The sequence below is a fragment of the Lentzea sp. NPDC054927 genome (assembly GCF_053610285.1).
Genome location: NZ_JBSGXZ010000004.1, coordinates 338372 through 364111, shown reverse-complemented (window position 1 = coordinate 364111; position 25740 = coordinate 338372). Strand labels below are relative to the sequence as shown.

At 68.4% G+C, this 25740-nt stretch carries 25 protein-coding genes, 2 tRNA genes and 1 other RNA gene; 14 read left to right on the top strand and 14 right to left on the bottom strand.

Features of this window, described 5'->3' with window-relative positions:
* Positions 1 to 134: 134 nt before the first annotated feature.
* From ACWGE0_RS09925 to ACWGE0_RS09905, 5 genes are all read right to left on the bottom strand, one after another.
* Entirely contained in the window at positions 135 to 2186 is a 2052-nt protein-coding gene (locus ACWGE0_RS09925) for a DNA polymerase III subunit gamma and tau (RefSeq protein WP_452260511.1), read from the bottom strand.
* Between the two features lie 30 nt (positions 2187 to 2216).
* Positions 2217 to 2313: signal recognition particle sRNA small type (ffs, locus tag ACWGE0_RS09920), an RNA gene on the bottom strand.
* Positions 2314 to 2327: 14 nt separating this feature from the next.
* Positions 2328 to 2903 (bottom strand): maleylpyruvate isomerase family mycothiol-dependent enzyme, encoded by a 576-nt coding sequence (locus ACWGE0_RS09915; protein ID WP_452260510.1) that lies wholly within the window; start codon positions 2901 to 2903, stop codon positions 2328 to 2330.
* Positions 2900 to 4078: an RNA polymerase sigma factor gene (locus ACWGE0_RS09910; RefSeq protein WP_452260509.1), complete on the bottom strand. Its 1179-nt coding sequence runs from the start codon at positions 4076 to 4078 to the stop codon at positions 2900 to 2902. Before ACWGE0_RS09910 ends, ACWGE0_RS09915 begins: the two co-directional genes overlap by 4 nt.
* 7 nt (positions 4079 to 4085) lie before the next feature.
* The gene (locus ACWGE0_RS09905) at positions 4086 to 4424 is read right to left on the bottom strand and encodes a YciI family protein (protein WP_030477647.1); all 339 of its coding nucleotides are present in this window, start codon (positions 4422 to 4424) and stop codon (positions 4086 to 4088) included.
* A 142-nt stretch (positions 4425 to 4566) separates the two neighbouring features.
* Between ACWGE0_RS09905 and ACWGE0_RS09900 the strand changes: the two genes are divergently transcribed.
* From ACWGE0_RS09900 to ACWGE0_RS09890, 3 genes are all read left to right on the top strand, one after another.
* Positions 4567 to 4651: transfer RNA gene (locus tag ACWGE0_RS09900), tRNA-Ser, on the top strand.
* 63 nt (positions 4652 to 4714) lie between these two features.
* The gene (locus ACWGE0_RS09895; protein ID WP_452260508.1) at positions 4715 to 5371 is read left to right on the top strand and encodes a GOLPH3/VPS74 family protein; all 657 of its coding nucleotides are present in this window, start codon (positions 4715 to 4717) and stop codon (positions 5369 to 5371) included.
* The gene (locus ACWGE0_RS09890; RefSeq protein WP_452260507.1) at positions 5371 to 6006 is read left to right on the top strand and encodes a GOLPH3/VPS74 family protein; all 636 of its coding nucleotides are present in this window, start codon (positions 5371 to 5373) and stop codon (positions 6004 to 6006) included. The genes ACWGE0_RS09895 and ACWGE0_RS09890 overlap by 1 nt, the downstream gene beginning before the upstream one ends.
* A 21-nt stretch (positions 6007 to 6027) precedes the next feature.
* On the opposite strand, the gene ACWGE0_RS09885 is transcribed toward ACWGE0_RS09890, so the two are convergent.
* Positions 6028 to 8460, bottom strand: coding sequence for an endonuclease/exonuclease/phosphatase family protein (locus ACWGE0_RS09885; RefSeq protein WP_452260506.1), 2433 nt, complete (start codon positions 8458 to 8460; stop codon positions 6028 to 6030).
* Positions 8461 to 8660: 200 nt separating this feature from the next.
* On the opposite strand from ACWGE0_RS09885, the gene ACWGE0_RS09880 reads away from it, so the two are divergent.
* Together ACWGE0_RS09880 and ACWGE0_RS09875 are read left to right on the top strand one after the other, a co-directional pair.
* Positions 8661 to 9428 carry a maleylpyruvate isomerase family mycothiol-dependent enzyme gene (locus ACWGE0_RS09880; protein WP_452260505.1) on the top strand — a complete coding sequence of 256 codons (768 nt, stop codon included), beginning with the start codon at positions 8661 to 8663 and terminating at the stop codon, positions 9426 to 9428.
* 2 nt (positions 9429 to 9430) lie between these two features.
* The gene (locus tag ACWGE0_RS09875) at positions 9431 to 10198 is read left to right on the top strand and encodes a maleylpyruvate isomerase family mycothiol-dependent enzyme (protein WP_452260504.1); all 768 of its coding nucleotides are present in this window, start codon (positions 9431 to 9433) and stop codon (positions 10196 to 10198) included.
* Positions 10199 to 10241: 43 nt separating this feature from the next.
* Here the strand turns inward: ACWGE0_RS09875 and ACWGE0_RS09870 are convergent.
* From ACWGE0_RS09870 to ACWGE0_RS09860, 3 genes are all read right to left on the bottom strand, one after another.
* Positions 10242 to 10326, bottom strand: a tRNA-Ser gene (locus ACWGE0_RS09870).
* 32 nt (positions 10327 to 10358) lie between these two features.
* A complete protein-coding gene (locus ACWGE0_RS09865; protein ID WP_452260528.1) occupies positions 10359 to 10790 on the bottom strand; it encodes a nucleoside deaminase in 432 nt (143 codons plus the stop codon).
* Between the two features lie 17 nt (positions 10791 to 10807).
* On the bottom strand, positions 10808 to 11296 hold the full coding sequence (locus tag ACWGE0_RS09860) for a tRNA adenosine deaminase-associated protein (protein WP_452260503.1): 489 nt from the start codon (positions 11294 to 11296) through the stop codon (positions 10808 to 10810).
* Between the two features lie 60 nt (positions 11297 to 11356).
* Here ACWGE0_RS09860 and ACWGE0_RS09855 point away from each other — a divergent pair, with 60 nt between their 5' ends.
* From ACWGE0_RS09855 to ACWGE0_RS09830, 6 genes are all read left to right on the top strand, one after another.
* A complete protein-coding gene (locus ACWGE0_RS09855; protein ID WP_452260502.1) occupies positions 11357 to 12562 on the top strand; it encodes a M20 metallopeptidase family protein in 1206 nt (401 codons plus the stop codon).
* Positions 12563 to 12962: 400 nt separating this feature from the next.
* A complete protein-coding gene (locus ACWGE0_RS09850) occupies positions 12963 to 13163 on the top strand; it encodes a hypothetical protein (RefSeq protein ID WP_452260501.1) in 201 nt (66 codons plus the stop codon).
* A gap of 45 nt (positions 13164 to 13208) precedes the next feature.
* Positions 13209 to 14147 (top strand): prephenate dehydrogenase, encoded by a 939-nt coding sequence (locus ACWGE0_RS09845; protein WP_452260500.1) that lies wholly within the window; start codon positions 13209 to 13211, stop codon positions 14145 to 14147.
* Between the two features lie 9 nt (positions 14148 to 14156).
* Positions 14157 to 15716 (top strand): hypothetical protein, encoded by a 1560-nt coding sequence (locus ACWGE0_RS09840; protein WP_452260499.1) that lies wholly within the window; start codon positions 14157 to 14159, stop codon positions 15714 to 15716.
* Positions 15717 to 15726: 10 nt separating this feature from the next.
* Positions 15727 to 17448, top strand: a complete 1722-nt coding sequence (locus tag ACWGE0_RS09835; RefSeq protein WP_452260498.1) for a hypothetical protein — start codon at positions 15727 to 15729, stop codon at positions 17446 to 17448.
* A gap of 19 nt (positions 17449 to 17467) precedes the next feature.
* Complete coding sequence (locus tag ACWGE0_RS09830) at positions 17468 to 18652, top strand: thiolase family protein (RefSeq protein WP_452260497.1); 1185 nt, start codon at positions 17468 to 17470, stop codon at positions 18650 to 18652.
* Here the strand turns inward: ACWGE0_RS09830 and ACWGE0_RS09825 are convergent.
* Positions 18649 to 19362, bottom strand: a complete 714-nt coding sequence (locus ACWGE0_RS09825; RefSeq protein ID WP_452260496.1) for a helix-turn-helix domain-containing protein — start codon at positions 19360 to 19362, stop codon at positions 18649 to 18651. The two genes, ACWGE0_RS09830 and ACWGE0_RS09825, sit on opposite strands and share 4 nt — an antisense overlap.
* 187 nt (positions 19363 to 19549) lie before the next feature.
* Here ACWGE0_RS09825 and ACWGE0_RS09820 point away from each other — a divergent pair, with 187 nt between their 5' ends.
* Positions 19550 to 20155: a DUF4097 family beta strand repeat-containing protein gene (locus tag ACWGE0_RS09820; RefSeq protein ID WP_452260495.1), complete on the top strand. Its 606-nt coding sequence runs from the start codon at positions 19550 to 19552 to the stop codon at positions 20153 to 20155.
* Between the two features lie 29 nt (positions 20156 to 20184).
* The gene (locus ACWGE0_RS09815; protein WP_452260494.1) at positions 20185 to 22293 is read left to right on the top strand and encodes a DPP IV N-terminal domain-containing protein; all 2109 of its coding nucleotides are present in this window, start codon (positions 20185 to 20187) and stop codon (positions 22291 to 22293) included.
* Here the strand turns inward: ACWGE0_RS09815 and ACWGE0_RS09810 are convergent.
* The 4 genes from ACWGE0_RS09810 to ACWGE0_RS09795 all read right to left on the bottom strand — a co-directional run bounded on the left by ACWGE0_RS09810 (position 22239) and on the right by ACWGE0_RS09795 (position 24176).
* Positions 22239 to 22433, bottom strand: a complete 195-nt coding sequence (locus ACWGE0_RS09810; protein ID WP_452260493.1) for a DUF397 domain-containing protein — start codon at positions 22431 to 22433, stop codon at positions 22239 to 22241. The genes ACWGE0_RS09815 and ACWGE0_RS09810 overlap by 55 nt on opposite strands.
* A 13-nt stretch (positions 22434 to 22446) precedes the next feature.
* Positions 22447 to 23259 carry a helix-turn-helix domain-containing protein gene (locus ACWGE0_RS09805; RefSeq protein ID WP_452260492.1) on the bottom strand — a complete coding sequence of 271 codons (813 nt, stop codon included), beginning with the start codon at positions 23257 to 23259 and terminating at the stop codon, positions 22447 to 22449.
* Positions 23260 to 23363: 104 nt separating this feature from the next.
* Positions 23364 to 24005 (bottom strand): putative glycolipid-binding domain-containing protein, encoded by a 642-nt coding sequence (locus tag ACWGE0_RS09800; protein ID WP_452260491.1) that lies wholly within the window; start codon positions 24003 to 24005, stop codon positions 23364 to 23366.
* The gene (locus tag ACWGE0_RS09795; protein WP_452260490.1) at positions 24006 to 24176 is read right to left on the bottom strand and encodes an antitoxin; all 171 of its coding nucleotides are present in this window, start codon (positions 24174 to 24176) and stop codon (positions 24006 to 24008) included.
* A 191-nt stretch (positions 24177 to 24367) separates the two neighbouring features.
* Here ACWGE0_RS09795 and ACWGE0_RS09790 point away from each other — a divergent pair, with 191 nt between their 5' ends.
* Positions 24368 to 25681 (top strand): BNR-4 repeat-containing protein, encoded by a 1314-nt coding sequence (locus ACWGE0_RS09790; protein ID WP_452260489.1) that lies wholly within the window; start codon positions 24368 to 24370, stop codon positions 25679 to 25681.
* Positions 25682 to 25740: the final 59 nt, after the last annotated feature.

Sequence of the window (25740 nt, the reverse complement as noted above, 5' to 3'; positions counted from 1 at the left end):
GTGTCAACTCGACGAAAAGCGTGTCGAGTTGACACCCCTGCCTGGTTGCAGCAAGTGCTGAGGCACGACTCGTGACGGGACCACCCACCGGAACCACACGAGAAAAGCATGCTCGGCTTCGCCGTCGCTTGGTGTCACGCCTTTTTCAGTGGGCGGGCGCCTAGTTCGTCGGCCAGCAGTTTGAGCATTACCGCTTCTGGGTCTTGGGCTGTGCTCACGCTGTCCGGGTCGATTGGGCGCGCGGCTTCGGCCAGCATTGACTCTTCGTCGTCCGGTTCCGGCGGGAGCGGTTCGTCTGGCTCCGGGGGTTCCGGGGGTGGGGGGACGTCGTCTGCTGCTGGGCGTGGGGCCTGGCGTTGGGGCTCTGGGGTTTTGGTGGGGTGGGCCGCTGCTGCCTGGCTTGGGCGGGTGGGGGCTGGGCGGGCGGTTTTGGCTTGGGTTGGGGCTTGGGTTGTGGCGCCTGGGGTGCCGTGGGTGCAGCGGACCTGCCAGGTGCCGCCCAGGACGGTGGCGAGGGCGTTGGCGATTGCCTCGGTGTTGCGGGTTTCGGCCAGGCGGCGGGCCAGGGGGGCCGAGGTGTGGGTGATCGTTACTACGTTGCCGTCTACCTCGCTGACCATGGCGTTGGTCAGCATTGCCTCGGTGCTGCGGCTGCTCGAGCGGACTGCGGCCAGCAGGTCGGACCAGACTCGGCGGACTGCTGTCGCGTCCATGGCGCCGCCGGTTGCGAGGGTGGGGGCGGCGGGTTCCTGGGTTGGCTCGGCGGCCGGGGTTTCTGCGGCGGCCGGGGCTGGGGTTGCGGCTGGCGTTGGTTCGGGGGCTGGGGTTGGGCGGGCCGGTGCTGGGGCCTGGCGTGGGGGTTCTGGTTGTTCGTCCGCTGGGGGTGCCGGTTGCTGGGACCTGCGGGTGAAGACCGGGGCGCCTGCTGGGGGTGGAGCTGCGGCAGGCGTTGCAGCGGGGGGCGGGGCTGCGGCTGCTGCGGGGGCGTTGGTGGGCGCAGCGGCGGCGGCTGGGGCTGCTGTGGTGGCTGGGGGGCGGCGTTCTAGTTGTTCGAGGCGTTGGAGAAGCGCGGCTTCCGACTGGCTCACTGATGGCAGGAGCATGCGGGAGACGAGGAGTTCCAGGAGCAGGCGTGGGGCGGTGGCGCCGCGCATGTCCACTAGTCCTGTGTGGACGATTTCGGCGTAGCGGGTGAGGGCTGCTGGGCCGATGCGCTCTGCTTGGGCCGACATGGTGGCCAGTTCGTCTGCCGGGGCGCTGACGAGGTTGCGTTCGCCTGCGTCGGGGACTGCGCAGAGCAGGACCAGGTCGCGGAGGCGGTCCAGGAGGTCCGAGGCGAAGCGGCGGGGGTCGTGGCCGGCTTCTACCAGGCGGTCGATGGTGCCGAAGACGGCTGCGCCGTCGCTGCTGGAGAGGCCGTCGATCACGTCGTTGATCAGGGCGGAGTCGGTGACGCCCAGGAGGGTCAGGGCCTGCTCGTATTTGACGCCGTCCGGGCCTGCGCCGGAGAGGAGTTGGTCCATGACGGACTGGGTGTCGCGGGCGGAGCCGCCGCCCGCGCGGATCACCAAGGGGAAGACGGCGGGTTCTACTGCCACGCCTTCTGCGGCGCAGTTGCGTTCGAGCAGGCTCCGCATGACGCCGGGCGGGATCAGGCGGAACGGGTAGTGGTGCGTGCGGGAGCGGATGGTCGGGAGGACCTTTTCCGGCTCGGTGGTGGCGAAGATGAAGATCAGGTGGTCCGGCGGCTCTTCCACGATCTTCAGCAGGGCGTTGAAGCCCTGCGTGGTGACCATGTGCGCCTCGTCGATGATGAAGACGCGGTACTTGGCCTCGGCCGGGGCGTAGAAGGCCTTGTCGCGGAGTTCGCGGGCGTCTTCGACACCGCCGTGCGAGGCGGCGTCGAGTTCTACGACGTCGACGCTGCCGGTGCCGTTCGGGGCCAGGCCGATGCACGAGTTGCACTCGCCGCACGGGTCTGGGGTCGGGCCCTTCACGCAGTTGAGCGAGCGGGCCAGGATGCGGGCCGACGAGGTCTTGCCGCAGCCGCGGGGGCCCGAGAACAGGTACGCGTGGTTCACCCGGCCCGCCGACAAAGCGACGCGCAGCGGGTCGGTCACGTGCTCCTGGCCAACGACCTCGGAGAACGTGGCCGGACGGTACTTGCGATACAGAGCGAGCGCCACGCCCGGAACAGTACCGGTGGACCCCGACAGAAAAAGGGGACCCCGTGCACCCACCAGAGCCCGCTTATCCTTGCTGCCTTCCGGCCCTGGGGAGGTTCGCGAGATGTGTGCCGCACGAGGTCCTTGGCAAGTGTAGCTGAGCTACTTCTTCGAACGTGTGTTCGAGTTGCCCACAGTGTTGTCCCCAGGTGTGGACAACTCGCGGCCCGTTGCCAACATCAGCAGGTCAGGGGCAGGAAGATCGGGAATTCCGGACTCCTTGAAACGCTTGCGAGCGCCCCAGAACGGGCTCTTCAGCACGTGCTCCAGCGCGGCCTGGGCCGGTTCGAGCGGCATCTCCCGGACGCGGCCCAACGGGCGTGCGATGTCCTGGCCGTGCACGAGGAAGTCCACCAACGGGTCGATCGGAGCGGCCATCGGCGCGCGTTTCGGCGAGCCTGCTGTCTCGCGGATCTGCGCGATCAACTCCGACCGGGTGAACTGTGCGGCCAGCGCGCGTGCCTTCTGGTCCTCCATGCGGTTCCAGTCGAAGCCCGCCTTCACCGCGCCGGTGAGCACGTCGCGCCAGCCGGTGCGGGTCGACGTGGTCAGGTGGGCCGCCATCTCCTGCATGGTCCAGCCGGTGCAGAGGGTCTCGCGCCGCCACTCGTCGTCGGTCAGGTCGTCGAGGAGGTCAGCGACGCTCAGGCGTTCCGCCTCCAGCCACTTCATGATCATGATTGCCCCTCGATGGCGGTCAGCCTGCGGCGCAGGAAGTCCTGTTCTGGTTCGGTGCCGGCGAGTGCGATCGCGTCGCGGTAGGCCTGGGCGGCTTCGGCACTGCGGCCCAGGCGGTGCAGCAGGTCGGCGCGGGCCGCTCGGTACGGGTGGTAGTCGCGGAGCTTGGGTTCGTCGGCGAGTTCGTCGAGCAACGCGAGCCCGGCCGCGGCGCCGTCGCGCATGGCGATCGCGGCAGCCCTGTTCAGCGCGATCACCGGGGACGGGGTGAGGGCGTTCAGGACGTCGTAGAGGGCGACGATCTGCGGCCAGTCGGTGCTCGTGAAATCGGGAGCCTGGTCGTGCAGCGCGTTGATCGCGGCCTGCACGCCGTACGGGCCGTGTCCGCCGGTCAGGGCTTTCTCGGTGAGTGCGCTGCCCTCGTCGATCATCTCGCGGTCCCACAGCGCGCGGTTCTGGTCCTCCAGCAGGTCGGCGCGGGCGTTCCGGCGGGCGTGGATCAGCAGCATCAACGCCAGCAGGCCCGTGACCTCGCGTTCCGGCAGCAGGCGGTGCAGGATCCTGGCCAGCCGGACGGCCTCCTCGGCGAGATCGGTGCGCTGGGCCGCGTAGCCCTCGGTGAAGATCGAGTAGACGGCCTGCAGCACGCCCGGCAGGCGTTCCGGCAGTTCGGCGGGATCCGGCACGCGGAACGGGATGCGTGCTTCCTTGATCTTCTTCTTGGCGCGCACGATCCGTTGCTGCATGGTCGTGACCGGCACCAGGTAGGCCCGCGCGACCTCCGGCGTCGTGAACCCGGCCAGGCAGCGCAAGGTCAGCGCGCCGCGGTCCTCCTCGGGCAACGCCGGGTGCGCGCACGTGAAGAACAGCTCCAGCCGCTCGTCCGGCAGGGCGTCCGTGGTCGGCGGATCGGCCCGGTCGACCTCCACCTGCAACAACGCCAGCCGCGCCGCGTAGACCTGGTCACGCCGCAGCCGGTCGACGGCCTTGCGGCGCGCGGTCGTGAGCAACCACGCGCCGGGCCGATCAGGCACCCCGTCCACCGGCCAGTGCTTCAGCGCCGCCTCGATCGCGTCCGAGGTGACCTCCTCGGCCAGGTCGAGGTCGCCGAAGCGCTTGACCAGCGTGGCCAGCAGCCGGCCGCGCTCCTCCCGGAACACCTGCTCGACGTTCATCGGAGACTCAGAAGTCGAACTCTGCGATCGGCCTCACGACGACCGCCCCGCCGTCGCGCGAACCGGGGCACTTCGCGGCCCACTCCAGCGCCGCGTCGAGGTCCGGCACGTCGATGATGTCGTAGCCGCCCAGCACCTCGCGGGTCTCGGCGAACGGCCCGTCGGTGACGGTGCGCTTCCCGTCCTGTCCGACCTGGACGGTGGTGGCGGTGACCAGGTCGGCCAGCGAGTGGCCGGAGACCAGGACGCCCGCGTCCTTCATCTCCTTCTCGTAGGCGATCCAGTCCTCGACGGTGCAGCTCGCCTGCTGGTCAGAGGCCGCGTAGATCAACAGCATGTACTTCACGTTTGCCCTCCTCGGTCCGGTCTTACGGGATCACGACGAGCGGCCTACCGCCAGATCGACACAGCCTTCGAAGATTTTTTGAAGAGGTTCCGGCGACCCCCCGTTTTGGGTCGCGAGACACCCGTCCGGTAAGGTTCTCGACGGAGGATTCGCATAGCGGCCTAGTGCGCACGACTGGAAATCGTGTTGGGTTCACCCCCTCACGGGTTCAAATCCCGTATCCTCCGCTCTCTTCCCAGAAGGGCGCCGAACTTCAACGTTCGGCGCCCTTCTGGCGTTAACGTTGCATGATGCTGCCTGAAGACCTGATGCTGCTGTTCCTCGACGAGGTCGCCGGCGGGGTTCGGATGGACTCGACGTCGATCCAGAACGCACTCGCGGGTGCCGTGCTGCTGGAGTTGGTCAACTCCGGGCGGGTCGCGTTCGGGGCGGACGGCAAGACGCTCGCCGCGGTCGACGCGGCGCCGTTGACCAACGCGTTCCTGCAGGAGTCGCTCAGCAGGATCACCAAGCCGATGAAGCCGCAGCGCGCGGTGGAGAAGCTGCGGAACCACGTGAAGGACAACGTGATGGCGCAGCTCGACGCGCGCGGTGTGCTGAAGGTGGAGAAGACCAAGATTCTCGGGCTCTTCCCGTCGAAGACCTACACGCTCAACGATCCCGCCGCGGTCAGCGACCTTCGGCGACTCGTGGGCGACGTGGCGCAGGGGCATCGGGCGCCGGACGAGCGCACCGGAGCGCTGATCTCCTTGCTGTACGCGGTGAAGGGGCTGCACAAGGTGTTCCAGGGCAACAAGCACGAGATGAACGCGCGGGCCAAGGAGATCTCGGCCGGGAACTGGGCCGGGGTCGCCGTGAAGAAGGCGATCGAGGCGGTGCACGCGGCGTTGACAGCGACGATGGTGGCTTCGACGATCGCCGCTACTTCGGGCGGGGGTTCGAGCTGATGCTGCACAGCGACCTGATGCTGCTGTTCATCAACCCGCAGAACGGCAGGCTGTACGTCAGCTCGTCGGCCGCCGAGAACGCGCTCGCCGGTGCCGTGCTGATCGAGCTGGTGAACTCGGGCCGGGCCGCGTTCGAGCCCAACGGCAAGAAGCTGCAGGTCGCTGACCCGACGCCGCCGAACGACCCGGTGCTGCACGAGGCGCTCGGGCGGCTCACCAAGCCGCTGAGGCCGCAGTCCGCGGTCGAGCGCGTCCGGAAGCGGTTGTGGGACAACGTGATCAGGCAACTGCAGGACCACGCGACCATCCGGGTCGAGCCGCGGAAGGTGTTCGGCATCTTCCCCGCGAAGAGCTATCCGATCGTCGACGAGGCCGCGGCCGGCAAGGTGCGGAAGGCCGTCGGCGAGGTCGTGCACGGCTATCGGGGTGCGGACGCGCACACCGGGTCGTTGATCACGCTGCTGTACGCGGTGGACGCCGTGCACAAGGTGTTCGAGGGCGACCGGCGCGAGATGAAGAAGCGGGCCAAGGAGATCGCCAGGGGCAACTGGGCGGGCGATGCCGTTCGCCGTTCGGTGGAAGCGATCCAGGCCGGTGTGACTGCCGCTGCCTCTGCCGCCGCGTCAGGAGAATGACGCGGCGGCAGCGGCGAGCGGTTACTTCTTCAGGCAGTCGAGGATGTCCTCGAGCGCGAACACGATCTTGTCGATGTTCGCGTCACCCGTGGACGGGCGGGCGCGGACGATCTGCGGGTCGTGGTCGCTCGCCTGGTCGGCGAACTCGGCGTTGATGTGCACCACGTCGTAGCTGAAGCGCGAGATGTTCTTGCTCAGCACGAGGTGGTCGAGCGTCTGCGAGTTGCCCTCGAAGACGTAGCTGTACCGCTCGTTCGCGGGCAGCGTCTCGATCAGCGCCTTGAGGTTGCCGTCGCCGGTGAGGGCCTTGACGACGGGCGAGAACTGGTAGTCGTTCAGGTCGCCCGCGAGCACCACGTTGGCGCCCTTGTCGATCGCGCGGATCTGCTCGGTGAACGCCTTCAGCGCCGCGGCCTGCTTGGCGCGCTGCACCTCGGAGGACCGGTTCGGCGGCTGGTTGCGGCCGTGGATGGCCTCGTCGCCGCCCTTGGAGTTGAAGTGGTTCGCGACCACGAAGACCGTGCGGCCGCGGAACTTGAACTCACCGGCGAGCGGCTTGCGGCTGTTCGCCCACGCCTCGTTCAGCGGGTCGATCCGGCCCGGTGACACGGAAAGCGCTGCGCGGCCGTTCTTCTTGACGGCCTGGACGGCGGTCTTGAAGTCGCCACCCGGACGGTCCACGAAGGACACTCGCTGCGGGTTGAAGAAGAAGCCCACCCGGATGTTGCCGCCGGGCTCGCCCCCGTCCTTCAGGTTCTCCGGGTCGATCTGCCGCCACTGGTAGCGCGGGCCGCCCTTGGCGACGATCGCGTCGGAGAACTTCTGCAGCGTCTGGTCCGCGGCGACGACACCGTCGTTCGTCGCGCCGTTGTTGTCCTGGATCTCTTCCAGCACAACGACGTCCGGGCTGCGCAGGTTCGTCGTGACACCCTCGGCGAGCCGGTCGAACTTGTCCTGCGGGTCGGACGGGTCGAGGTTCTCGACGTTGTAGGTCGCGACCGACAGCTCGCTCTCCTTCTGCTGCGCGGTGATCTCGCGCTGCAGGTTGGCCGAGACGTGCTGGCCCAGGGTGAGCGCGGCCAGCGTGTAGCCGCCGAAGTTCGTGTACTCGATGGCACCGACGGTCGCGCCGGAGAACACGTCACCGACGTTGGACACCGGCATGGGGGTCGCCTTGATCTTCAGGCGGCCGCTGTTGGCCTGGTCGTAGGCGGTGTAGGTGGTGCCGCCGCGCAGGTTCTTGTTCTGGTCGGGGTTGACCGTCACCCAAGCCTCGCCGAACGCGTTGCTCGGGCCGACGACGCGGGCGTCGTTCACCTGGACGAGCGTGCCCTCGAGGGACTCGAAGTAGTCGAGGCCGTACTTCTCCGGCTCGAGCGGGAGCTGCTCGATGCTGCCGCCCGGCGCGGGCAGGTAGCCGGCCGGGATGTTCTTCACGACGACCGGCGCCGGAACGGGGTTGCCCTTCGACACCGTGAGCGTGGTGGGCTGGGCGATCTCGGTGAGGGTCTGGTTGGACCCCGTCTCACCGCCCGGCCGGTACTCCGCGATCGTGCCGCTGACCAGCACGCTGTCGCCGACCGCCACGGTCAGCGCGCCACCGGCGGTGTAGACGAAGACGCCCTCGCTGGTGCGCGGGTCCGCGTCCGGGCTGGTCGTGTCCTGGATCCAGAAGCCGCGGTCACCCGTGGAGCGCGTGCCGGTGACGACGCCGGGGACGTTGGTGACCTTCTGGCCGAGCAACGGCGAGATGCGCGTGACGCCCTGGATGTCGTGGATGCGCTTGTCGCCGGGCACGGGGTCCGGGTCGGGATCCGGGTTGCCGCCGCCCGGGGTCTCGCCCTTGGAGTTGGTCGGGTTGGGGTCACCGACCTTGAAGTCGGTGGCGTTGTCGTCGGTGTCGCCGAGCTCGATGTTGCGGAACGCCGAGGTCGTGTTGCTCAGGGCGTTCGTCGCCGAGCCCTCGCGCACGACCGCCGTGCCGTAACCGACGAGGTCCTTGATGCGCGCGTCGGCAGCACAGTCCGCCGCCGTCTTGCAGGTGAGCGCCGCGGTGCCGTTGACCAGCGCGATGGTGCCGCCGGTGCCGCTCATCGCGATGGTGCCGGTGGCGTCCGGGGTCGGCAGGTCGACGGTGCCGCCGGTGCCCTTGGCCTCGGCGACGAGGAACGTCTTGCCGGGCGCGATCGACCCGGTCAGCGGAGTGACGCTCCACTGCGTGCTCGCGCCGGGCGTGGCCGAGATGTACTGGACGCTGTAGCCGTCCAGGCTGATGGCGGCTGCGCCCTTGTTGGCGAGCTCGACGAAGTCCTGCTTGAGGGTGGCGCCGGAGTTGCCGCCGCCTCCGTAGACCTCGGAGATCAGCGCGTCTGGGCTGGGAGCGGCGACAGCGGGTGCGGCGGCGAGCACGAGCGCCACCACCGCTGTCCCGACGCCGGGCAGGGTGGGTCTCAAAACTTCCTCCAGGGGATGCGGCGGACCGACGCATCTTTCCCCGATCAGGTGATGTTTGGAAGGCGTTGTTACTAACGGTTAACCGGTTGGCCCATCAATGATCACTCGAACAAGTGTTCGATCATGGTGTATGCTCGCTTTCGGAACGCCGGCCGGTGGTCCCCTCCCAGGCACCGGCTGGCGTCCCTACGTTTAGAGGCATGTTGGACTACGAGCGCCGCTGCGCCGAGATCATCAACCAGACCTCGCTCCTCGTGTCGTCACTCGACGGCGCGGACCTTGCTGTCGCCGTTCCTTCCTGCCCGGACTGGACGCTGAACCAGCTCGTCCGCCACGTCGGCCACGCGCACCGGTGGGCCGACCTGATGATCCGCGAGCGGGTCACGGAGATCCCGTACGACCGCAACGGCGCCCAGGAGCTGGCCTCGTACGTCGGCGAGAAGGCCTCCGACGTCATCCCGTGGCTCGTGGAAGGCGCCGCCTCGTTGTCGGAGGCGCTGCTGGCCGTCGACCCGGATCTCATGATCGCGACGCTCGGCGGCCACCCCGGACCGCGCGTGTGGTCGCGCCGGATGACCCACGAGACCGTTCTGCACCGCTGGGACGTGGCGAACGTGGTGGGTGTGCCGTTCTCGCTGGATCCCGAGGTCGCGCGGGACACGCTCTCGGAGTGGACCGCATTGGCGTTGCCTTACGCGTTCATGCGCTGGCCTGCAGAAACCGCTCCGTTGTTGGGGCCGGGGCGGACCGTGCACCTGCACGCGACCGATGTCGAGGCCGAGTTCGTGATCGATCTCACGGGGGCTTCGCCGGTGGTGCGGCAGGGGCACGAGAAGGCCGCGGTGGCGTTGCGCGGTCCGCTCGTCGAGCTGGTGCTGGCGGTCTACCGGCGGCGGTCGGTGGAGGGGCTGGAGGTGTTCGGGGACGCGGAGCTGCTCGACCTGCTGCTGGAGCGCGTACGTTTTTGACCATGGGGTCTTTGAGCTACCAGGAACGCGTCGCCACGATCGTTTCCGAGACTTCCCTGCTGGTCACCGGGCTGGCCGGCGCCGATCTGTCGGTACCGGTGCCCGCGACACCGGACTGGACGCTGAACCAGCTGCTGCGCCACCTCGGCTACGCGCACCGGTGGATCGCGCAGATGGTCGGCGAGAGGTTTCCGGAGATCGACAGGTCGTTCAGCAAGGCGCACTCCGTCGAGTCCTACGCGGGTGAGACGTTTGCGGAGCTTTCGCCGTGGCTGACCGAGGGTGCCGCGCTGATCTCGGACGCGATGCTCGCCGTCGACGCCGACGACATGATCGCGGTGATGCTGCCGGGCGTGCCGGGGCCGCGCTTCTGGTCCACACGGATGGCGCACGAGACTGTGATTCACCGCATCGATGCGTTCGACGCGCTCGGCCTGCCGTTCTCCGTCGACCCGACGGTCGCCGACGACACATTGTGGGAGTGGATGACCACGATCGTGCGCATCCTCTTCTCGCGCCGGCCCGCCACGGCCGACCTGCTCGGGTCGGGTTCGCTGTACTTCGCCGCCGACTCCGGTGCGGAGTGGACGGTCGACCTCAGCGGGGACGCGCCGCGGGTGACACCGGGCGAGGAGAAGTGGGACGTGGCGGTGCGGGGGCCGGCCATCGAGCTGGTGCTGGCGCTGTACCAACGCCGTGGCGTCGAGGGGCTCGAGGTGACCGGGGACGCCGGGTTGCTGGAGAAGTTCCTGGGCACCATGAGGTTCTGAGAACGCAAGAAGGGCCCCGGATCGCTCCGGGGCCCTTCAACAGCGGTGGCGGTGGGATTTGAACCCACGGAGGCTTTCACCTCACACGCTTTCGAGGCGTGCTCCTTCGGCCGCTCGGACACGCCACCGGTAAGAACAATACAGGGGTCTCGCGAGTGGGTTAACGCTGGGTCCGGAAGAAGCGTTCGAGCAGGTCAGCGCACTCCTCCTCGAGCACGCCGCCGTAGACCTCCGGCCGATGGTTGAGCCGGCGGTCGCGCACGACGTCCCACAACGACCCCACAGCCCCGGTTTTGGGCTCCCAAGCGCCGAAGACGAGACGGGAAACACGGGCGAGCACCAACGCGCCGGCGCACATCGTGCACGGTTCCAACGTCACCGCGAGGGTGCAGCCGTCCAGCCGCCAGCCGTCGCCGAACTTCGCGGCCGCCGCACGCAGCGCCAGGATTTCGGCGTGCGCGGTCGGGTCGCCCGTCGCCTCACGTGCGTTGCAGGCTTCGGCAAGGACGGAGCCGTCCGGTGCGAAGACGACCGCGCCGATCGGGACGTCTGTGCCCGCGTTGGACGCCGCGCGCAGAGCCGCGCGGACCATGTCCTCCGAAGTGGGGATCACGCCTGGATCGTGTCGAGCAGCTTCGTGAACTCGTCGATGAAGCCGATGCGCTGGGCGATCATCTGGAGTTGCTCGTCCGGGTAGAGGTCGACCTCGTCGACGATGATCTGGAGTTCGTGCGAGGGCATGCCGAGGTCGGTCAGCACGCCGAGGTCGCCCTCCGGCCAGAGTTCGGTGTCTTCCTCGTCGGGTGGCTCGACGCGCAGGAGGTCCAGGACGTCGGCGGCGATGTCGTAGTCGAGGGCGGCGGCCGCGTCGGAGAGCAACAAGGCCACGCCGCCCGGGACCGGGCGCAGGATGATGAAGAACTCGTCATCGACGGCCAGGAGACCGAACACCGCGCCGGTCGAGCGCAGTTGACGCAGCTGCGTGATCGCCGCGTCCAGCTCCGACAGCGCGGAGCTGTCCATCCTGTTGCACCGCCAGCGGCCGTCCTCTCGGACGACCGCGACCGCGAAGCCGTTGACCGGCTCCTGCTGTGTCATGTGCACACCGTAGGGCCCAGACGACCTTCCCGGTAGCCGAGGTGGTGGCACCATCGATAGATGAGCACAACTACGCCGGACCCACGTCTCGCCGGATTGCTCGAAGGGGCCCGCGCGCTGCAGCCCCGCACGGTGGCACTGCGGCGCCAGGTCCACCGACACCCTGAACAGGGACTTCAAAACCCCAAGACGCAGGCGGCGATCCTGCACGCGTTGGAGGGGTTGCCTGTCAAGGTCACGAAGGGCGAGTCGACGACCTCGGTCGTGGCGGTGCTCGAAGGCGAACGGCCAGGGCCCACGGTGCTGTTGCGCGGCGACATGGACGGCCTCCCGCTCCAGGAGGAAACCGGACTGCCTTACGCGTCCGAAGTGGACGGCAACATGCACGCCTGTGGGCACGACACGCACGTGGCGATGCTGGCGTCGTCCGCGCGACTCCTGGTGGACCGGCGGGACGCGCTGCGAGGCAACGTCGTGTTCATGTTCCAGCCGGGCGAGGAGGGTTACCACGGCGCCCGGTACATGATCGAAGAAGGCCTGCTGGACAACGGCGTGGAAAAGGCGTTCGCCCTCCACATCACGTCCACGACCAAATCGGGCGTGGTGACCACCCGCCCCGGCCCGATCATGGCCTCCGCGGACTCGTTCCACATCCACGTGAAGGGCCGCGGCGGCCACGGCGCGATGCCGCACAACGCCCTGGACCCGGTACCTGCCGCCGCGGCGATGGTCGGCGCGATCCAGACGATGCTCGGCCGCCGGGTCAGCGTGCACCAGCCGGCCGTGGTGACGGTCGCGCAGATCAAGGCGGGCACGACCACCAACATCATCCCCGAGGTGGCGACCCTCGACGGCACGATCAGGACGCTGTCCGAGGACACCCGCAAACTCGTCCACAAGGAGCTCAAGCTGGTCGTGAAGCACACGGCCGCCGCGTACGGGTGCCACGCCGAGGTCAGCATCGTGCCGGGCTACCCGGTGACGGTGAACGACGACCAGGTCGGGTCGCACGTGGTGGAGCTCGCGGCGAAGGCGATGGGGCCGTCGTGGAGCGAGCCGATGCACGATCCGTTGATGGGCGCCGAGGACTTCTCTTACGTGCTGCAGAAGGTGCCGGGGGCGCTGGCGTTCCTCGGGGCCTGCCCGCGGGGGATCGATTTGGAGGAGGCGGCGCCCAACCACTCGAACCGGGTGTTGTTCGACGAGGCGGCGATGGAGCACGGGGTGGCGATGTACGCGGCGTTCGCGCTGGACGCCCTCCGGTAACGCCACAAGTGAAACGAACGGTTGTCCGCGGGGCGCACAACGCCTGCGGACAACCGTTCATCTACAACTTGCGGCTTCCACCCGAGATGGACGGCCTTCTCCCGGAACTTCCATCTTTCTTATGCAACTTCCGGCATTATTGCGCAACTTCCACCCTTTCCCTGCAACTTCCAGTCTTCTCCCGTAACTTCCACGTTTCTCCCGCAACTTCAGGGGTTCTTGCGCAAGTTCCGGCGTTCTTGCGCAAGTTCCGACGCTCTTGCGCAAGTTCCGCCTTCGCTGCGCAGGCCGTCCTACCTGCGCAAACCTTGATCGAGTCGAATTACTTGCCTCCGACCCCTCGCTATGCGAATATCTGCGCGAGCCAATTCGGAAGCACCCCTGAAAATGGAGTTGTGCAGTGACACAACCAATTACGCCTGCCCATGGCCTGATCGTTGTGGCGACCTTCGGCTTCACAGGCTGGTTGATCACACAAGGCCAGGAACCCTGGTCAGCAGCACTGCTCACGCTCGCCACGCTCGCCGGCACCGTCGTCGTGACCAAGGTCAGCTGGCAGGGCGCCTTAGCGGTCCTGCGGCGCATCACCTCGAACTCCTGACCAGGCGCGTAGGTCCAGGCACGGGTCGCACGGAATGATGGGCGCGTGCGAGACGTGTGCGTGATCGGACTGGGACTGATCGGCGGCTCCGTGCTGCGGGGCGCCAAGGCTGCCGGCCGCACGGTGTGGGGTGCGACGGCGAGCAAAGAGGACGCGGACAAGGCGCGCGCAGAGGGCTTCGACATCACGACGGTGGACGAGGCCCTCGGCCGGAATCCGGAGGCGCTGGTCGTCCTCGCCGTGCCCATGCCCGCGCTGCCGGATCTGCTGCGCAAGGTGCCCGCGCACACCCGCCTCACGGACGTGACCAGCGTCAAAGGGCCCGTTCACGACGCTGTGCACCGGTACGCAGCCGGCACGCGGTTCGTCGGCGGGCATCCGATGGCGGGCACCAGCAAGAGTGGTTGGGACGCGGGGCGCGCGGATCTGTTCGAGGGCGCTGCCTGGGTTGTCACGCCGGAGGAGGCGGACGACCACCTCAACGACGTGATGCGGCTGGCGCTCGACCTGAAGGCGCACGTCGTGCCGACCACGCCGGAGGAGCACGACGAGGCGGTGGCGCGGATCAGTCACCTGCCGCACATCATGGCGGCGATCCTGGCGGCGGTCGGGGCTGATGGTGGGCCGTTGGCGATGGCGCTCGCGGCGGGCAGTTTCGGGGACGGCACGCGGGTGGCGGGTAGCCGGCCGGAGCTCGTCCGCGCGATGTGCGAGGGGAACCGGGACGCGCTTTTGATGGCTGTTGACGACGCGCTCGGCAGGCTTGGAGCGGCAAGAGGATCGCTCGCGTCCACGGGTGGGCTCGCGAAGACGATCGAGGCCGGGTACGAAGGCAGGAATGCGCTGGTCAGCCAGCCGCAGCGGACGAAAATCACGATCGATCTGACGAAGCCGGGTGCCCTCGCCGCACTCAGGAACCTTGGGTCGCGTGGCGGACGTGTGGTTGGGCTGAACGGCAGCACCGCCGAAGCGGAAACATCGTAGGGTCTCCGGGTGGATCGACGGACGCTCGCCGGTGGGCTCGGTGGACTCGCGCTCGTCATCGCCGCCGTGGTGGCGCTCCGGACAGGCGACGCGCCTGACACGTTGAAGCGTGAGATCGACGACGGCGTCGAGGTCGTGCAGCAGCAGGAACCGATGAAGCCGGCCAATCCGCGGGCCCAGGCGTTGGACGTGGACGCGCTGCAGATCGCGTGGAACGGCTCCGCGTCGGCATACGAGGTGCGGTGGAACGGCAACGAGCAGCTCGTGCCCGGACCCGAGGTGGAGCTCGCCGGCCTCAACCCCGAGCAGCGCACCGAGGTCGAGATCCGCGCGGTCAGCGCGACGGGCAAGCGGTCCGAGCCGCTCACGATCGCCGCGACGCCCAAGGAGCTCTACGACGACAAGTGGGACGACCAGCTCGTCGGGCAGACCGACAGGTTCGACGGCCCGGAGTCGCTGGACCCGCGCAAGTGGCGCGTCGAGGCGGAACCGGAGTGCCTCGGGCTGCGGTCGTTCGGCCAGAGCAGGCGCATCGACGTCGACTGCTCGATGGCGGCGTTCCAGTCGAACACGCCCGTCAGGTTCGGGGTGCCCGCGAGTGACGGCGCGATCGGGCGGGCGATCATCAGCGTGGCCGGTGCCGTCGAGTCGAGTCACGTGCGGCTGACGTTGCTGCCGGACCCGTGGCAGTACCTGAAGGAGACCGACGTCCAGCCACGCGGCGCGGTCAGCCTCGACATCACGACCCAGGGCACGCGGATCATCGCGGACGCCGATCTGCCCCGCACCGGCAAGCAGGTCACGCTCGGCGACTCGCAGATCACCGGGCTCGTCGCGGGCGTGCGGCACCGGTGGGAGATGCGGGTGCTGCCGGACGCGGTGGTCGCGCTGAGGGACGGGGTCGTGGTCGCCTACGAGGCCGTCGCGATCAAGACTCCGCTGGTGCACCCGCGGATCCGGATCGACGGCGGCGGGTTCCTGGACTCGTTCGGCGTCGGCGGTGTGCCGGAACGGGCCGTGCCCACCGAGGTCGTCCCGCTCCTGCCGGACACCGAGGTGCCGCAGGACGCGGTCGCGGCGAAGATCGTCACGCCGGAGCCGGACAACCAGGTCAGGGTCGTCGACATCCCGCTCAGCGCCAAGAGGATCGCGGTCGCGCCCCCGGCTCAGCTCGTGGTCATCCGCAAACCGGAGAGCCGCCCCGGCACCCTGCCGAAGCTCGCGGACCGGCCCGGTGGCATCAAGACCGGCGGTCCCAGGCTGCACGTCATGCACGACGACGGCACTAAGCCCCCACAGCCGTTGCCGCGCAACGGACGCATCCTCGTCACGGCCGAAATCAACGCCATCGGGCACCGCGGCATCGAGCTCGAACTGGACGGCAAACGGATCGTCGCGCTGCCCACCAACGAGCAGGGCTCCGGGGTCCCCGGCCGGCACGAGTTCTGGCTGGACACGAAGATCCTGGGTCCGGGGGCGAACGCTCGGCTCAAGCTCAGCGTCCTTCCAGCGGACCATGGCGAACCCGTTATCACCGAAACCGTGTTCGAGCTGGGCAAAACGCCTTAGCGTGACCGCTATGAAGCGGGTCGCCTTCGCTGTCGCAGGCATCGCGCTGGTGGTCGGCGTGATCGTCCTGCGCGACACCGGCGGTGGCTCCGACCTGCCCACCGCTCCCCCGCCTCCGACGAAGCTCAAGCCGTACGTCGCGGACCAGCTGCTGGTGCCCAGCCCGCAGGGCCGCCCGAGCACGCCGACCAACGTCGTCGCGCGCGCCGGCCACCACAAGATCCAGCTCAACTGGACCGGCGACGCCCCCGCCTACGAGGTGCGCTGGGGCGAGCAGACCAAGCTCGTGACCAGGCCGGGAACCCAGCTCAACGGCCTGGAGAACGAGCGCGAGCAGCAGATCGACATCCGCGCGGTCGACTCGTTCGGCCAACGCTCCCAACCCGCCCACGCCAAGGCCACACCGCGCGCCGACAACGCCCCGTACACGTTCGTCGACCGCTTCGACAGCTCGGACGAGCCCGACCTGCAACGGTGGCGGCTCACCAAACGGACCGACTGCGCCCGCGCGACCTCCGGCGACGAGGACGACCACGACCGGCTCATCATCAGCAGCAGCTGCGGCACGCGAGCCGTCACGTTGAGGTCGCGCACGCCGTTCGTCCGCGGCGACGACGACAGCAGGCTCGTGGTCGAGACCGACGCCCCGAGCACCGGCGGCAAGCTGCTGTTCGACCTCGTGCCGGGCCCGGTCAGCGTCCAGGGCGACCCGGTGCTGCCCGGCGCCGTCCGCGCTTCGGTCTCCACGGACCCGGCCGGCAACTCGATCGTCGAACTCGTCCCGGACGGCACGATCACCAAGGTCATCCCAGCCGCGGTGCCAGGCGTGACCGTGCGCTGGGAAGTCGTGCTCACGAAAACCGGTACGCAGCTCGTGCGCGACGGCGATGTCGTCGCCACCTCGCCGTTCGTGCCGCAGTGGCGTGAGGCGACGGCACTGATCGGCGTCGCGGCGCTGGCCGGCGACCGAATCCGCGCGGGCATCGACCTCATCGGCTACCGGACCGCCAAGGCCGACGCACCGCCCGCCGCCCCGACGCCGCAGGTCCGCGTGGACGGCCCCGCCAGCACCAGCGCCCACCCGATCGCCGACGTCACCGCAGGTCAGCTGCGCATCGCGTTGATCCCGTCACGCGAGAGCCCACCCGTCACGGCCGTGAAGATCAACGGCATCGAGGTGCCATTGCGCCCGGCCGTCGAGGGCACGCCGTGGAAGCCCGGCGCGGAGTACCCGGCCATCGCCGACCTGCCCAAAGAGGCCTTCACCGACAACCTCAACGTCCAGCTGGTGACCACCGAACGCATCCAGGTCACCCACACCGACGTCGAGTTGACCGGCCCCAAGAGCCCGCCCCAACGCGAGTCCGGCACACCTCTGGTCGACGCACGGCCGTTGCTCGCCGACCCGGTCCCCGAAGTCCTGGACGCAGGCGGCCAGCCCATCGAGAACGGCGCCGCCTTCAACCGCGGCCGGGTGGTCCTGGAAGTCCGGATCAACGCCCTCGACGCTGCCGTGGCAGGCCTCGCCGGGTTCGAGGTCAGGCTCGACGGCACCCACGTCGCGACCGTCCCGACCACGGCCGACGGACCCGCCGCAGCAGGCCGGTGGCGGATTTCACTCAACACGGGCTCCCTGACCGCCGGGGCCCACGCCATCGAGGTGAAGGCCTTCAGCACCGATTCAGAGGTGCACCCCGAAACGGGTTACGTTCCCTTTTTGCTCAAGCCCTGATTGGCGCAGTATGGGGGCCATGGCTCGCGCACTGATCATCGACGCCGCCCGCACGCCGTTCGGCAGGTATCGGGGAGGTCTGTCCGGCATCAGGGTGGACGACCTCGCCTCGCTGCCCATCGTCGACCTGCTGCGCCGCTATCCCGGCCTCGACCTGGCCAGGATCGACGACGTGCTGCTGGGCGACGCGAACGGCGCCGGCGAGGACAACCGCAACGTCGCCCGCATGGCCTCGCTGCTGGCGGGCCTGCCGGTCTCCGTGCCGGGCGTGACGCTGAACCGGCTGTGCGCCTCCGGCGGCGAGTCGATCATCCAGGGTGCACGGGCGTTGGCCGCGGGCGATGCGGATCTGATCGTTGCCGGTGGTGTGGAGGGGATGTCGCGGGCGCCGTTCGTGACGGCTCGGCCGGACAAGGCCTTCCCCGATCGCATGGAGACCGTGTCGACGGCCTTGGGCTGGCGGCTGGTGAACCCGCGGATGCCGAAGCACTACACCGTGCCGTTGGGGCTGGCAGCCGAGAACGTGGCTCACGAACTGGGCATCACGCGCGACCAGATGGACACCTTCGCGTTGCGCTCGCACCGCCGTGCCGCTGCGGCGTGGGATGCGGGTGTGCACGAGGGTTTCGCGTTTCCGGTGCAGTTGCCGGATGGGACGACGATTCGGCGCGACGAGAACGTCCGTGCGGACACGAGCGTCGAGAAGCTCTCGAAGTTGAAGCCGGCGTTCTCGGAGAACGGGTCGGTGACGGCGGGCAACGCGTCGCCGCTGAACGACGGCGCTTTGGCCGCTTTGCTTGGCACGGAAGCGATTGCGGCCGAGTTGGGCGTGGAGCCGTTGGGCGAGGTGCTCGGCAGCGCGACCACGGGTGAGGAGCCGCACCGGTTCACGATCGCGCCGGTGTCGGCGATCCGGAAGTTGTTGAAGCGCCTGCACCTCGAGGCTGCGCAGGTCGATCTGTGGGAGATCAACGAGGCGTTCGCCGCCATGGCGCTGTCGGTGTTGCACCACCTGCCGGAGATCGACCGCGAGAAGGTCAACGTCCACGGCGGCGCGATCGCTTACGGACACCCGTTGGGCGCGTCGATGCCGCGCGTGATCATCGATGTGGCGCGGCACCTGCGGGCACGTGGTGGTGGCGTCGGGATCGCGGCCGCGTGTGTGGGTGTCGGCCAGGGCGTGGCGGTCGCGGTCCGCGTCTAACCCTTGGGGTGCAGGATGTCGCGGGCCTGTTCGGCCGCGCGGACGATGCTCTCCGACACGAAGTCGAGGAACCGCGAGATGTTCTCGAGGCGGTCGGCCGCCGGGGTGCCGGAGCCGAGGACGCCGACGCCCTGCCGTGCCGCGTCAGCGAGTTTGGACGTGCCGGCGGCGCTGGCGATCATCGACTGGTACCAGATGTCGCCCTCGTCGACGACGTAGCGCTCACGGCGGCGTTCGTCGCGCTCACGGCCGATCAGGCCCTGGCCTTCGAGGTACGACATCGCCTTGGACACGGACGCAGGGCTGACCTGCAGGTGGTTGACGAGTTCTGACGCGGTGAGGCTGCCGGAGTCGGTCGCGTAGAGGCTGGCGAGCGCCCTGGCCGTCATCTTGGGCAGCCCCTGGCCGATGAAGATGGCGGAGAACGCCTCCTCGAACTCCCGCACGGCCTCGGGGTCGCGTCCGTCGGCCCGGTCGGCTGTCTGCCGACTTCGGGGCGTGGCCTGCTTGCGCCGCTGGGCACGGCGTTCGGTGGCGAGGTGGGCGAGATCGGCCTTGTATCCGGCCGGACCGCCGTTGCGCATCACCTCGCGCGTGACCGTCGAGGTGGGACGGTCGAGCGCGCGCGCGATCTCCGCGTAGGCGAGGCCGTCGGCCAGGCCGATGGCGATCTGCCGGCGCTCCTGCTGGGTCAATCGGCCTCCTGGCATGCCGGAAGCATAGCTTTCACCTTCATCTCATTGCAACAGTCGTTGCGTTAGATCTCATCTCCATTGCAACACTTTGTCTGCTTTGACGTGCGAATACTCGACTTCAACGCAACAAGCTTGTTGTCGGAATCCGTGAACGCAACGTAGCTTTTCGCTCATCAGAAACAACGAGCTACAGGAGCAAGAGATGCAGACCTTCGCCACCACCGCCCCGATCGCCGCCCTCCTCGACATCCCCGCCGGGCGCGTTCAGTTCATCGCCGCCGACCGCGACGACACCGCCGTCGACGTCCGCCCCGCGAACCCCTCCAAGAGCCGCGACGTGAAGGCCGCCGAGGACACCGAGGTCGCGTTCACCGACGGCGTCCTGCGGATCAGGACCAGCGTGCAGAACCAGATCCTCGGCGCCTCCGGTTCCGTGGAGATCACCGTCCAGCTGCCCACCGGGTCGAGCGTCGAGGCGAAGGCCGCCGCCGCCGAGTTCCGCGGCGTCGGACGGCTCGGCGACATCGCCTTCGAAGCCGCCCAGAGCGACATCAAGATCGACGAGGCCGGGAACGTCCGGTTGTCGACGCAGGCCGGTGACATCGAGGTCGGCCGCCTCAACGGTTCCGCCGAGCTCAAGACGGAGAAGGGCGACATCACCGTCGGCGTCGCCGCCGGACTGTCGGCTTCCTTGGACGCCGGCACCTCCTACGGCCGCGTGCACAACGCCCTCAAGAACAACGGCACGCCCGACCTGAACATCCGCGCCACCACCGCTTACGGCGACATCACCGCCCGCAGCCTCTGACAAACCTTCTGGAACTGGGGAGAACCACCATGAGCACCGCCGACAACTACCAAGCCGCAGAACAACTCCTCCGCCGCGCCGCCCGCCCAGGCGAGCTCGTCGTCGGCGACAAGGTCCGTCCACAGTGGATCGACGGCGGTGCCCGCTTCTGGTACCAGGTCCGGGACGGCGACGACCGCCAGTTCATCGTCGTCGACCCGGCCGCGGGCACCCGCACGCCGGGCTTCGACCCCATGCCGTTCATCGCCCCGCCCGGCAACCCGCTGGAGGTCTCCTCCCCGGACGGCAAGGTCGCCGTCTCCCGCCGCGGTCACGACCTCTGGGCCCGTTCCGGCGAGCGCGAGTGGGCGCTGACCACCGACGGCGTGCAGGACCACGGGTACGGCTACGGCCCGGACGCCATGAGCTACAGCACGTTGATGCGCAAGTTCGGCCTGCCGCACATGCCGCCCGCGTTGGCGTGGTCGCCCGACTCGACCAAGGTCCTCGCCCACCGCACCGACCAGCGCGAAGTCCGCCAGACCCACCTGATCGAGTCACGCCCCGCCGACGGCAGCGCACCCCGCGTGCACACCCAGCGCTACGCCCACCCCGGCGACCCGGCCATGCCGCTGGCCGAACTGGTCGTCTTCAACATCGCCGACAACACCACGGTTTTCGCGCAGACCGAACCGCTGCTCATGCCGGAGTTCTCGCCGATCATGGCCGGCTGGGCGTGGTGGGCCGCGGACAGCTCGGCCGTCTACTTCCTCAGCCGCCCCCGCGACCAGCACACCCTGACCCTCAACCGAATGGACGCCCGCACCGGCGAGGTCCAGGTCGTCGTGAGCGAGACCGGCTCCAACCGCGTCGGCCCCAACCAGTTCATGTACGGCCTGCCGATCGTCCGCGTGCTGGACGACGAGGTGCTGTGGTTCTCGCAGCGCGACGGCTGGGGCCACCTTTACCGCTACGACCTGCACACCGGCGAACTCCTCGGCCAGGTCACCTCCGGCCAGTGGCTGGTCCGCGAGATCCTGCACGTCGACGACGGAATCGTGTACTTCACCGCGTCGGGCCTGGTCCCCGAAGACCCGTACCGCCGCACGGTGTGCCGGATCGCCTTGGACGGCACCGGGTTCGCCCGCCTCACGGACGACTCGCTCGACCACGTCGTCACGGTCTCGGAGAACAAGCGGTACTTCGTCGACTCCGCGTCCACTGTGGACACTCCGCCGACGACCGTGGTCCGCGACTGGTCCGGCAACGTGCTGGTGTCGTTGGAAACCGCCGACATCACCCGGCTGCTCGCCACCGGCTGGACCGCCCCGGAACGCTTCTGCGTCAAGGCGGCGGACGGTCTCACCGACATCTACGGCGTGCTCTACAAGCCACGCGGCTTCGACCCGTCGCAGAGCTACGCGGTCGTGGACAGCGTCTACCCCGGCCCGCAGGTCACCAGGGTCGACCCGTGCTTCGACCCCGGCGGCATGGGCCTGGACGCGGAACCGTTGGCAGCACTCGGTTTCGTGGTGGTCGCCCTCGACGGACGCGGCACCCCTGGCCGCAGCAAGGCCTTCCTCGACGTCTCGTACGGACGCCTGTCCGACGCAGGCAACCTGGAAGACCACGTCGCAGCACTACAGCAGCTCGCGGCTACACGGCCGTGGATGGACCTCGACCGCGTCGGCGTGATGGGCCACTCCGGCGGTGGGTTCGCCGCAGGACGGGCGATGCTCGCCTTCCCCGAGACGTTCCACGCCGGTGTGGCGCTCTCCGGCTCGCACGACGCCCGGTACATCGGGCTGGGCTGGGCGGAGTCGTGCGACGGCGCCGACAACCCATCGGCATGGCTGCGCGCCTCGAACGTCGAGATCGCGGACCGGTTGGAAGGAAAGCTGCTGCTGGTCCACGGCGAACTGGACGACACGGTCCACCCGGACCACGCGCTGCGGCTGGCCGACGCGTTGATCGCGGCCGGCAAGGACTTCGAGATGCTGATCGTGCCGGGGGCCGAGCACCTGTTCATCGACCGGCTGGCCTACGTGCGGACGCGCTGCTGGGACTTCCTGGTGCGCTCGCTGATGGGCGTCGAGCCGCCGGCCTACCGTCCGTCGCCGATCATCATCGACCCGGAGGTGCTGGGCGAGATGATGTAGGTGAGGAACGCCGACCACGCCTTGTCCGAGAGGGGCAGGTGCGTGGTCGGCGCCTTGCTGTCTCGGATGCCGACACCACGACCAACCTCAACGCAGTCGCTCGAAGCTTGGCTGTAGCTGCTCTTCCGCCACGTCAACATCTCCGGCGCCTCCTCAGGACACGATGCTGGTGATCAGCTCCCTCGATTGTTCCTCATCCAAGGCCAGCCCATCGAGCGCCTTCAGCACATCGTCGTAGTAGGCCAAGCTGTCCTTGTCCTCCAAGAAAAGGCCGGTCCGCTCGCCTTCGAGGTAGACCACAGGCTCGAACTTCTCGTACCCCAGCCGTACGAACGAGCCCGCGGCACCTGCGTGCGCGCCGACCGAGATGGGCACGACTCGGACCGTGATGTACGGGCGCACTGTCATCGCCAGGATGTGGAGCAGCTGCGCCTTCATCACGTCCACACCTCCAACCGGCAGGCGGAGCGCATGTTCGTGCACGTAGAAGACGAACGTCCGACTGCGGTGGAAGATCGCTTGCCGCTCCAGCTTCATCTTGATCGCGGCTTCGACATCGTGCCGCTCCGTCAGAACCATCCCGCCCTCGGACACGGCGTGGATGTAGGCAGGCGTCTGCAGGAGGCCGGGGATGAGTGTCAACGACCAGATGGCGAGCTCGGTGGCAAGTCGCTCCTGGTCGATCAGGGTGCGGAGGGGGCTCTCCAGTCCGCCCTCGTCGAACTGGAGGTAAGCCTTCTCGCGAGTCTCCCTGTAGAGCGCGAGCAGCCGCCGCGCCTCGTCCGGCTTGACGCCGCAGAGGCCAAGGAGCATTGCCAACTCGACCTCGGTGACCCCGCCCTTGCCCCTGACCAGGTCGGAGACCTTGGCCTCTTCCCAATCGGTCAGCTCGGCGACCTTGCGCTGGGTCAAACCGGCGGCCTGGATGGCGGCACGAACGCCATCACCGAACGAGCGACCGACCACGCTCGAGAATCGTTTCGGCATGGTCGGACGCTAGAAGGCGTGACCCCTCCGCCTCCATCGTTTGGACACGACTCGCCACGAAGGAAGTACTTCTTGGAGGGGTTCTAAATCCGCTTCGAGATCAACGGGTACTCGACGACGAGGCCGTTCGCATCGACCTTGACGTTCTGCTCGAACCCGCCGCTCTTGAACCGCACGACCGAGACCTCGTCCCCCACGGACACGGTCTTGTACGTCTGCGTCACGGCCTTCACCGTCAGGTCGGGCAACGACACGCGCACGACGGGCAGCGCGTGCTCGCCCGGTTCGCGGTGCAGCCCCAGACGCCGGATCGGGATGGCGTTGAACAGGACAGCGAACTGGACGTCGACGTCCAAAGCGTCGTTGAACGTCTCGCGCTTGCTGCCTTGGCCGTGGTCGACCAGCCAGGCGCCGTCCTCGGTCCTCGACAGCGAGCACTGGCGCTCTTCGAGGACTGTGGCCGTGCGCAGCAGGAGCCTGTTCACCTGGCCGCTTTCGCCGACGGAGACCTCGAACGAGGCGTTGAACTGCTCGTCGGGGCCGGCGGCGACCAGACGGCCCGAGGCGCGCAGGCGCTGGTCGCTCGAGAGGAGCAACCGGACCTGCTCGAGCCGTGGCTCGTGAATGCCCTGCCAGGTGATCATCTCTGGCCTGCGGGCAGAAGGAGAGCGGGTCTCTCCGGTGGAGGTGACCCGCCCCGCGTCAGTGGCGTTGAAGGAGTTCACTCATCCACCTGGAAGGATGTCCTTGATCTTCTCGGCGACCGAGTCGACCTGCTGGTCGTGACCGAACTTGCCGCTGACGAAATCCGCTGCGGCGTCCACGCCCTTGTCGACCTGCTCGTGGTGTTCCTCGGCCAGGTCCATGGCCTTGTTCTTGATCTCGTCGAAGTTCATGTGGTGCTCCTCCGCTCCTGACGCAGGGTACCCGAGTGGGGCCCGCGTGGTGATAGCCAGCGATCACGCTAACTGCGCCTGGACAAGTCGGCTCGGTGACAACGAGGATGTGCCTTGCCGCCGCCTGGTCGGCCGCCGTCGCGGCCAGAACCAGGAGGACACGCCACATGACACGGCTCCTGCGTGGAGTTATGTCCGCTGTACTGCTGTTGCCGCTCGTCGCAGTCCCTTCGGCCCACGCCACGGCCGATGTTCAGGGGAAAGCGAAGTTCACGGTGACGACCACGGCCACGAGCGTCGCGGCCAGGAGTGACCGGCGCCCGGTCGCGGGCGGGGTCTACGACCGCAAGGTCAACAAGACGTTCATCTCGTGGGCCGGCCAGTACGAGGACAGCTACGTCCAGACGTACGACCACCGCAAGTCGACCTGGTCCGCGCCCAACCGGATTGCGGACGGGGACAAGGACGCGCACAACTACCCGACCATGGTCCAGGCCAGGGACGGGCACCTGCTGATCTTCCGCGGAATGCACAACGTCGAGTTGCGCATGTCCCGTTCGCCCCAGGCCAACTCGGCCGACGGCGTCTGGGAGGAGACCCTGATCTCCAAGAACGCGGCCACGTACCCGATGCCGTTCGTCACGCGCGACGGCACGATCTACGTGTTCTACCGCGAGACGACCCGCGACCTCGACCACGTGACGCCCACGGACACGCGTCCGATGCTTTACGTGGTGTCCAAGGACAACGGCAAGACGTGGAAGACCTCCACGGAACTGACCGGCGACCGGTTCGCGATCGGCTCGACGTCCCGCGCGGACAACATGAACGAGATCTACATCGGTCAGCTGCGCCAGGAGGACAACGGCCGCGTGCGGATCGTCTACACGCTCGCGGGTGGTGGCACTGAAGGACATCTGCACGACCGGTACCACCGCAACATCTACTACGCGTGGTTCGACCCGCACAACCGGCACTTCTACTCGGCGTCCGGCAAGGATCTGGGCACCCAGATCGACGACGCCGACCAGGAGCAGTACCTGAAGGTCGCGGAGACCCCGTTGACCCTGCCGAACGCGGTGAAGTCCCCCGACTACATCCAGCTCGTCGGCACGACGCTGGGCAGGCCGTTCCTGCTGTGGTTCATGGGCGACCCGGACAAGGGGCCGCTGCGCAACTACATGTCCACTTGGAACGGTCGCAGCTGGGAGACCAAGGAAGTGGCACGGGGGCTGCGCGTCCGTGACATGGAGCCGATCGACCCGTTCACCTGGCGCGTCTACGCCACCGAGGACGGCAAGCCGAACGTGAACACCTACCTGGTGTGCCTCGGCCGCACGTGGAAGCCGGAAGCCGTGATCCCGACGGCCAAGCCGGTGCAGCGCGTCGAGATCGTGGAGAACTTCCGCGACCCGGCACGGGCGATCTTCTCCGGCGCTTCCTCGAACCGGGACGTCGCGATCGCTGACGGCGACATCAGCGTGGCGGGACTCAGCCGCCGCTGATCGTTGCCAGGAAACGGCAAACGCCCCCAGGACCGGCGCGGACCCTGGGGGCGTTCGTC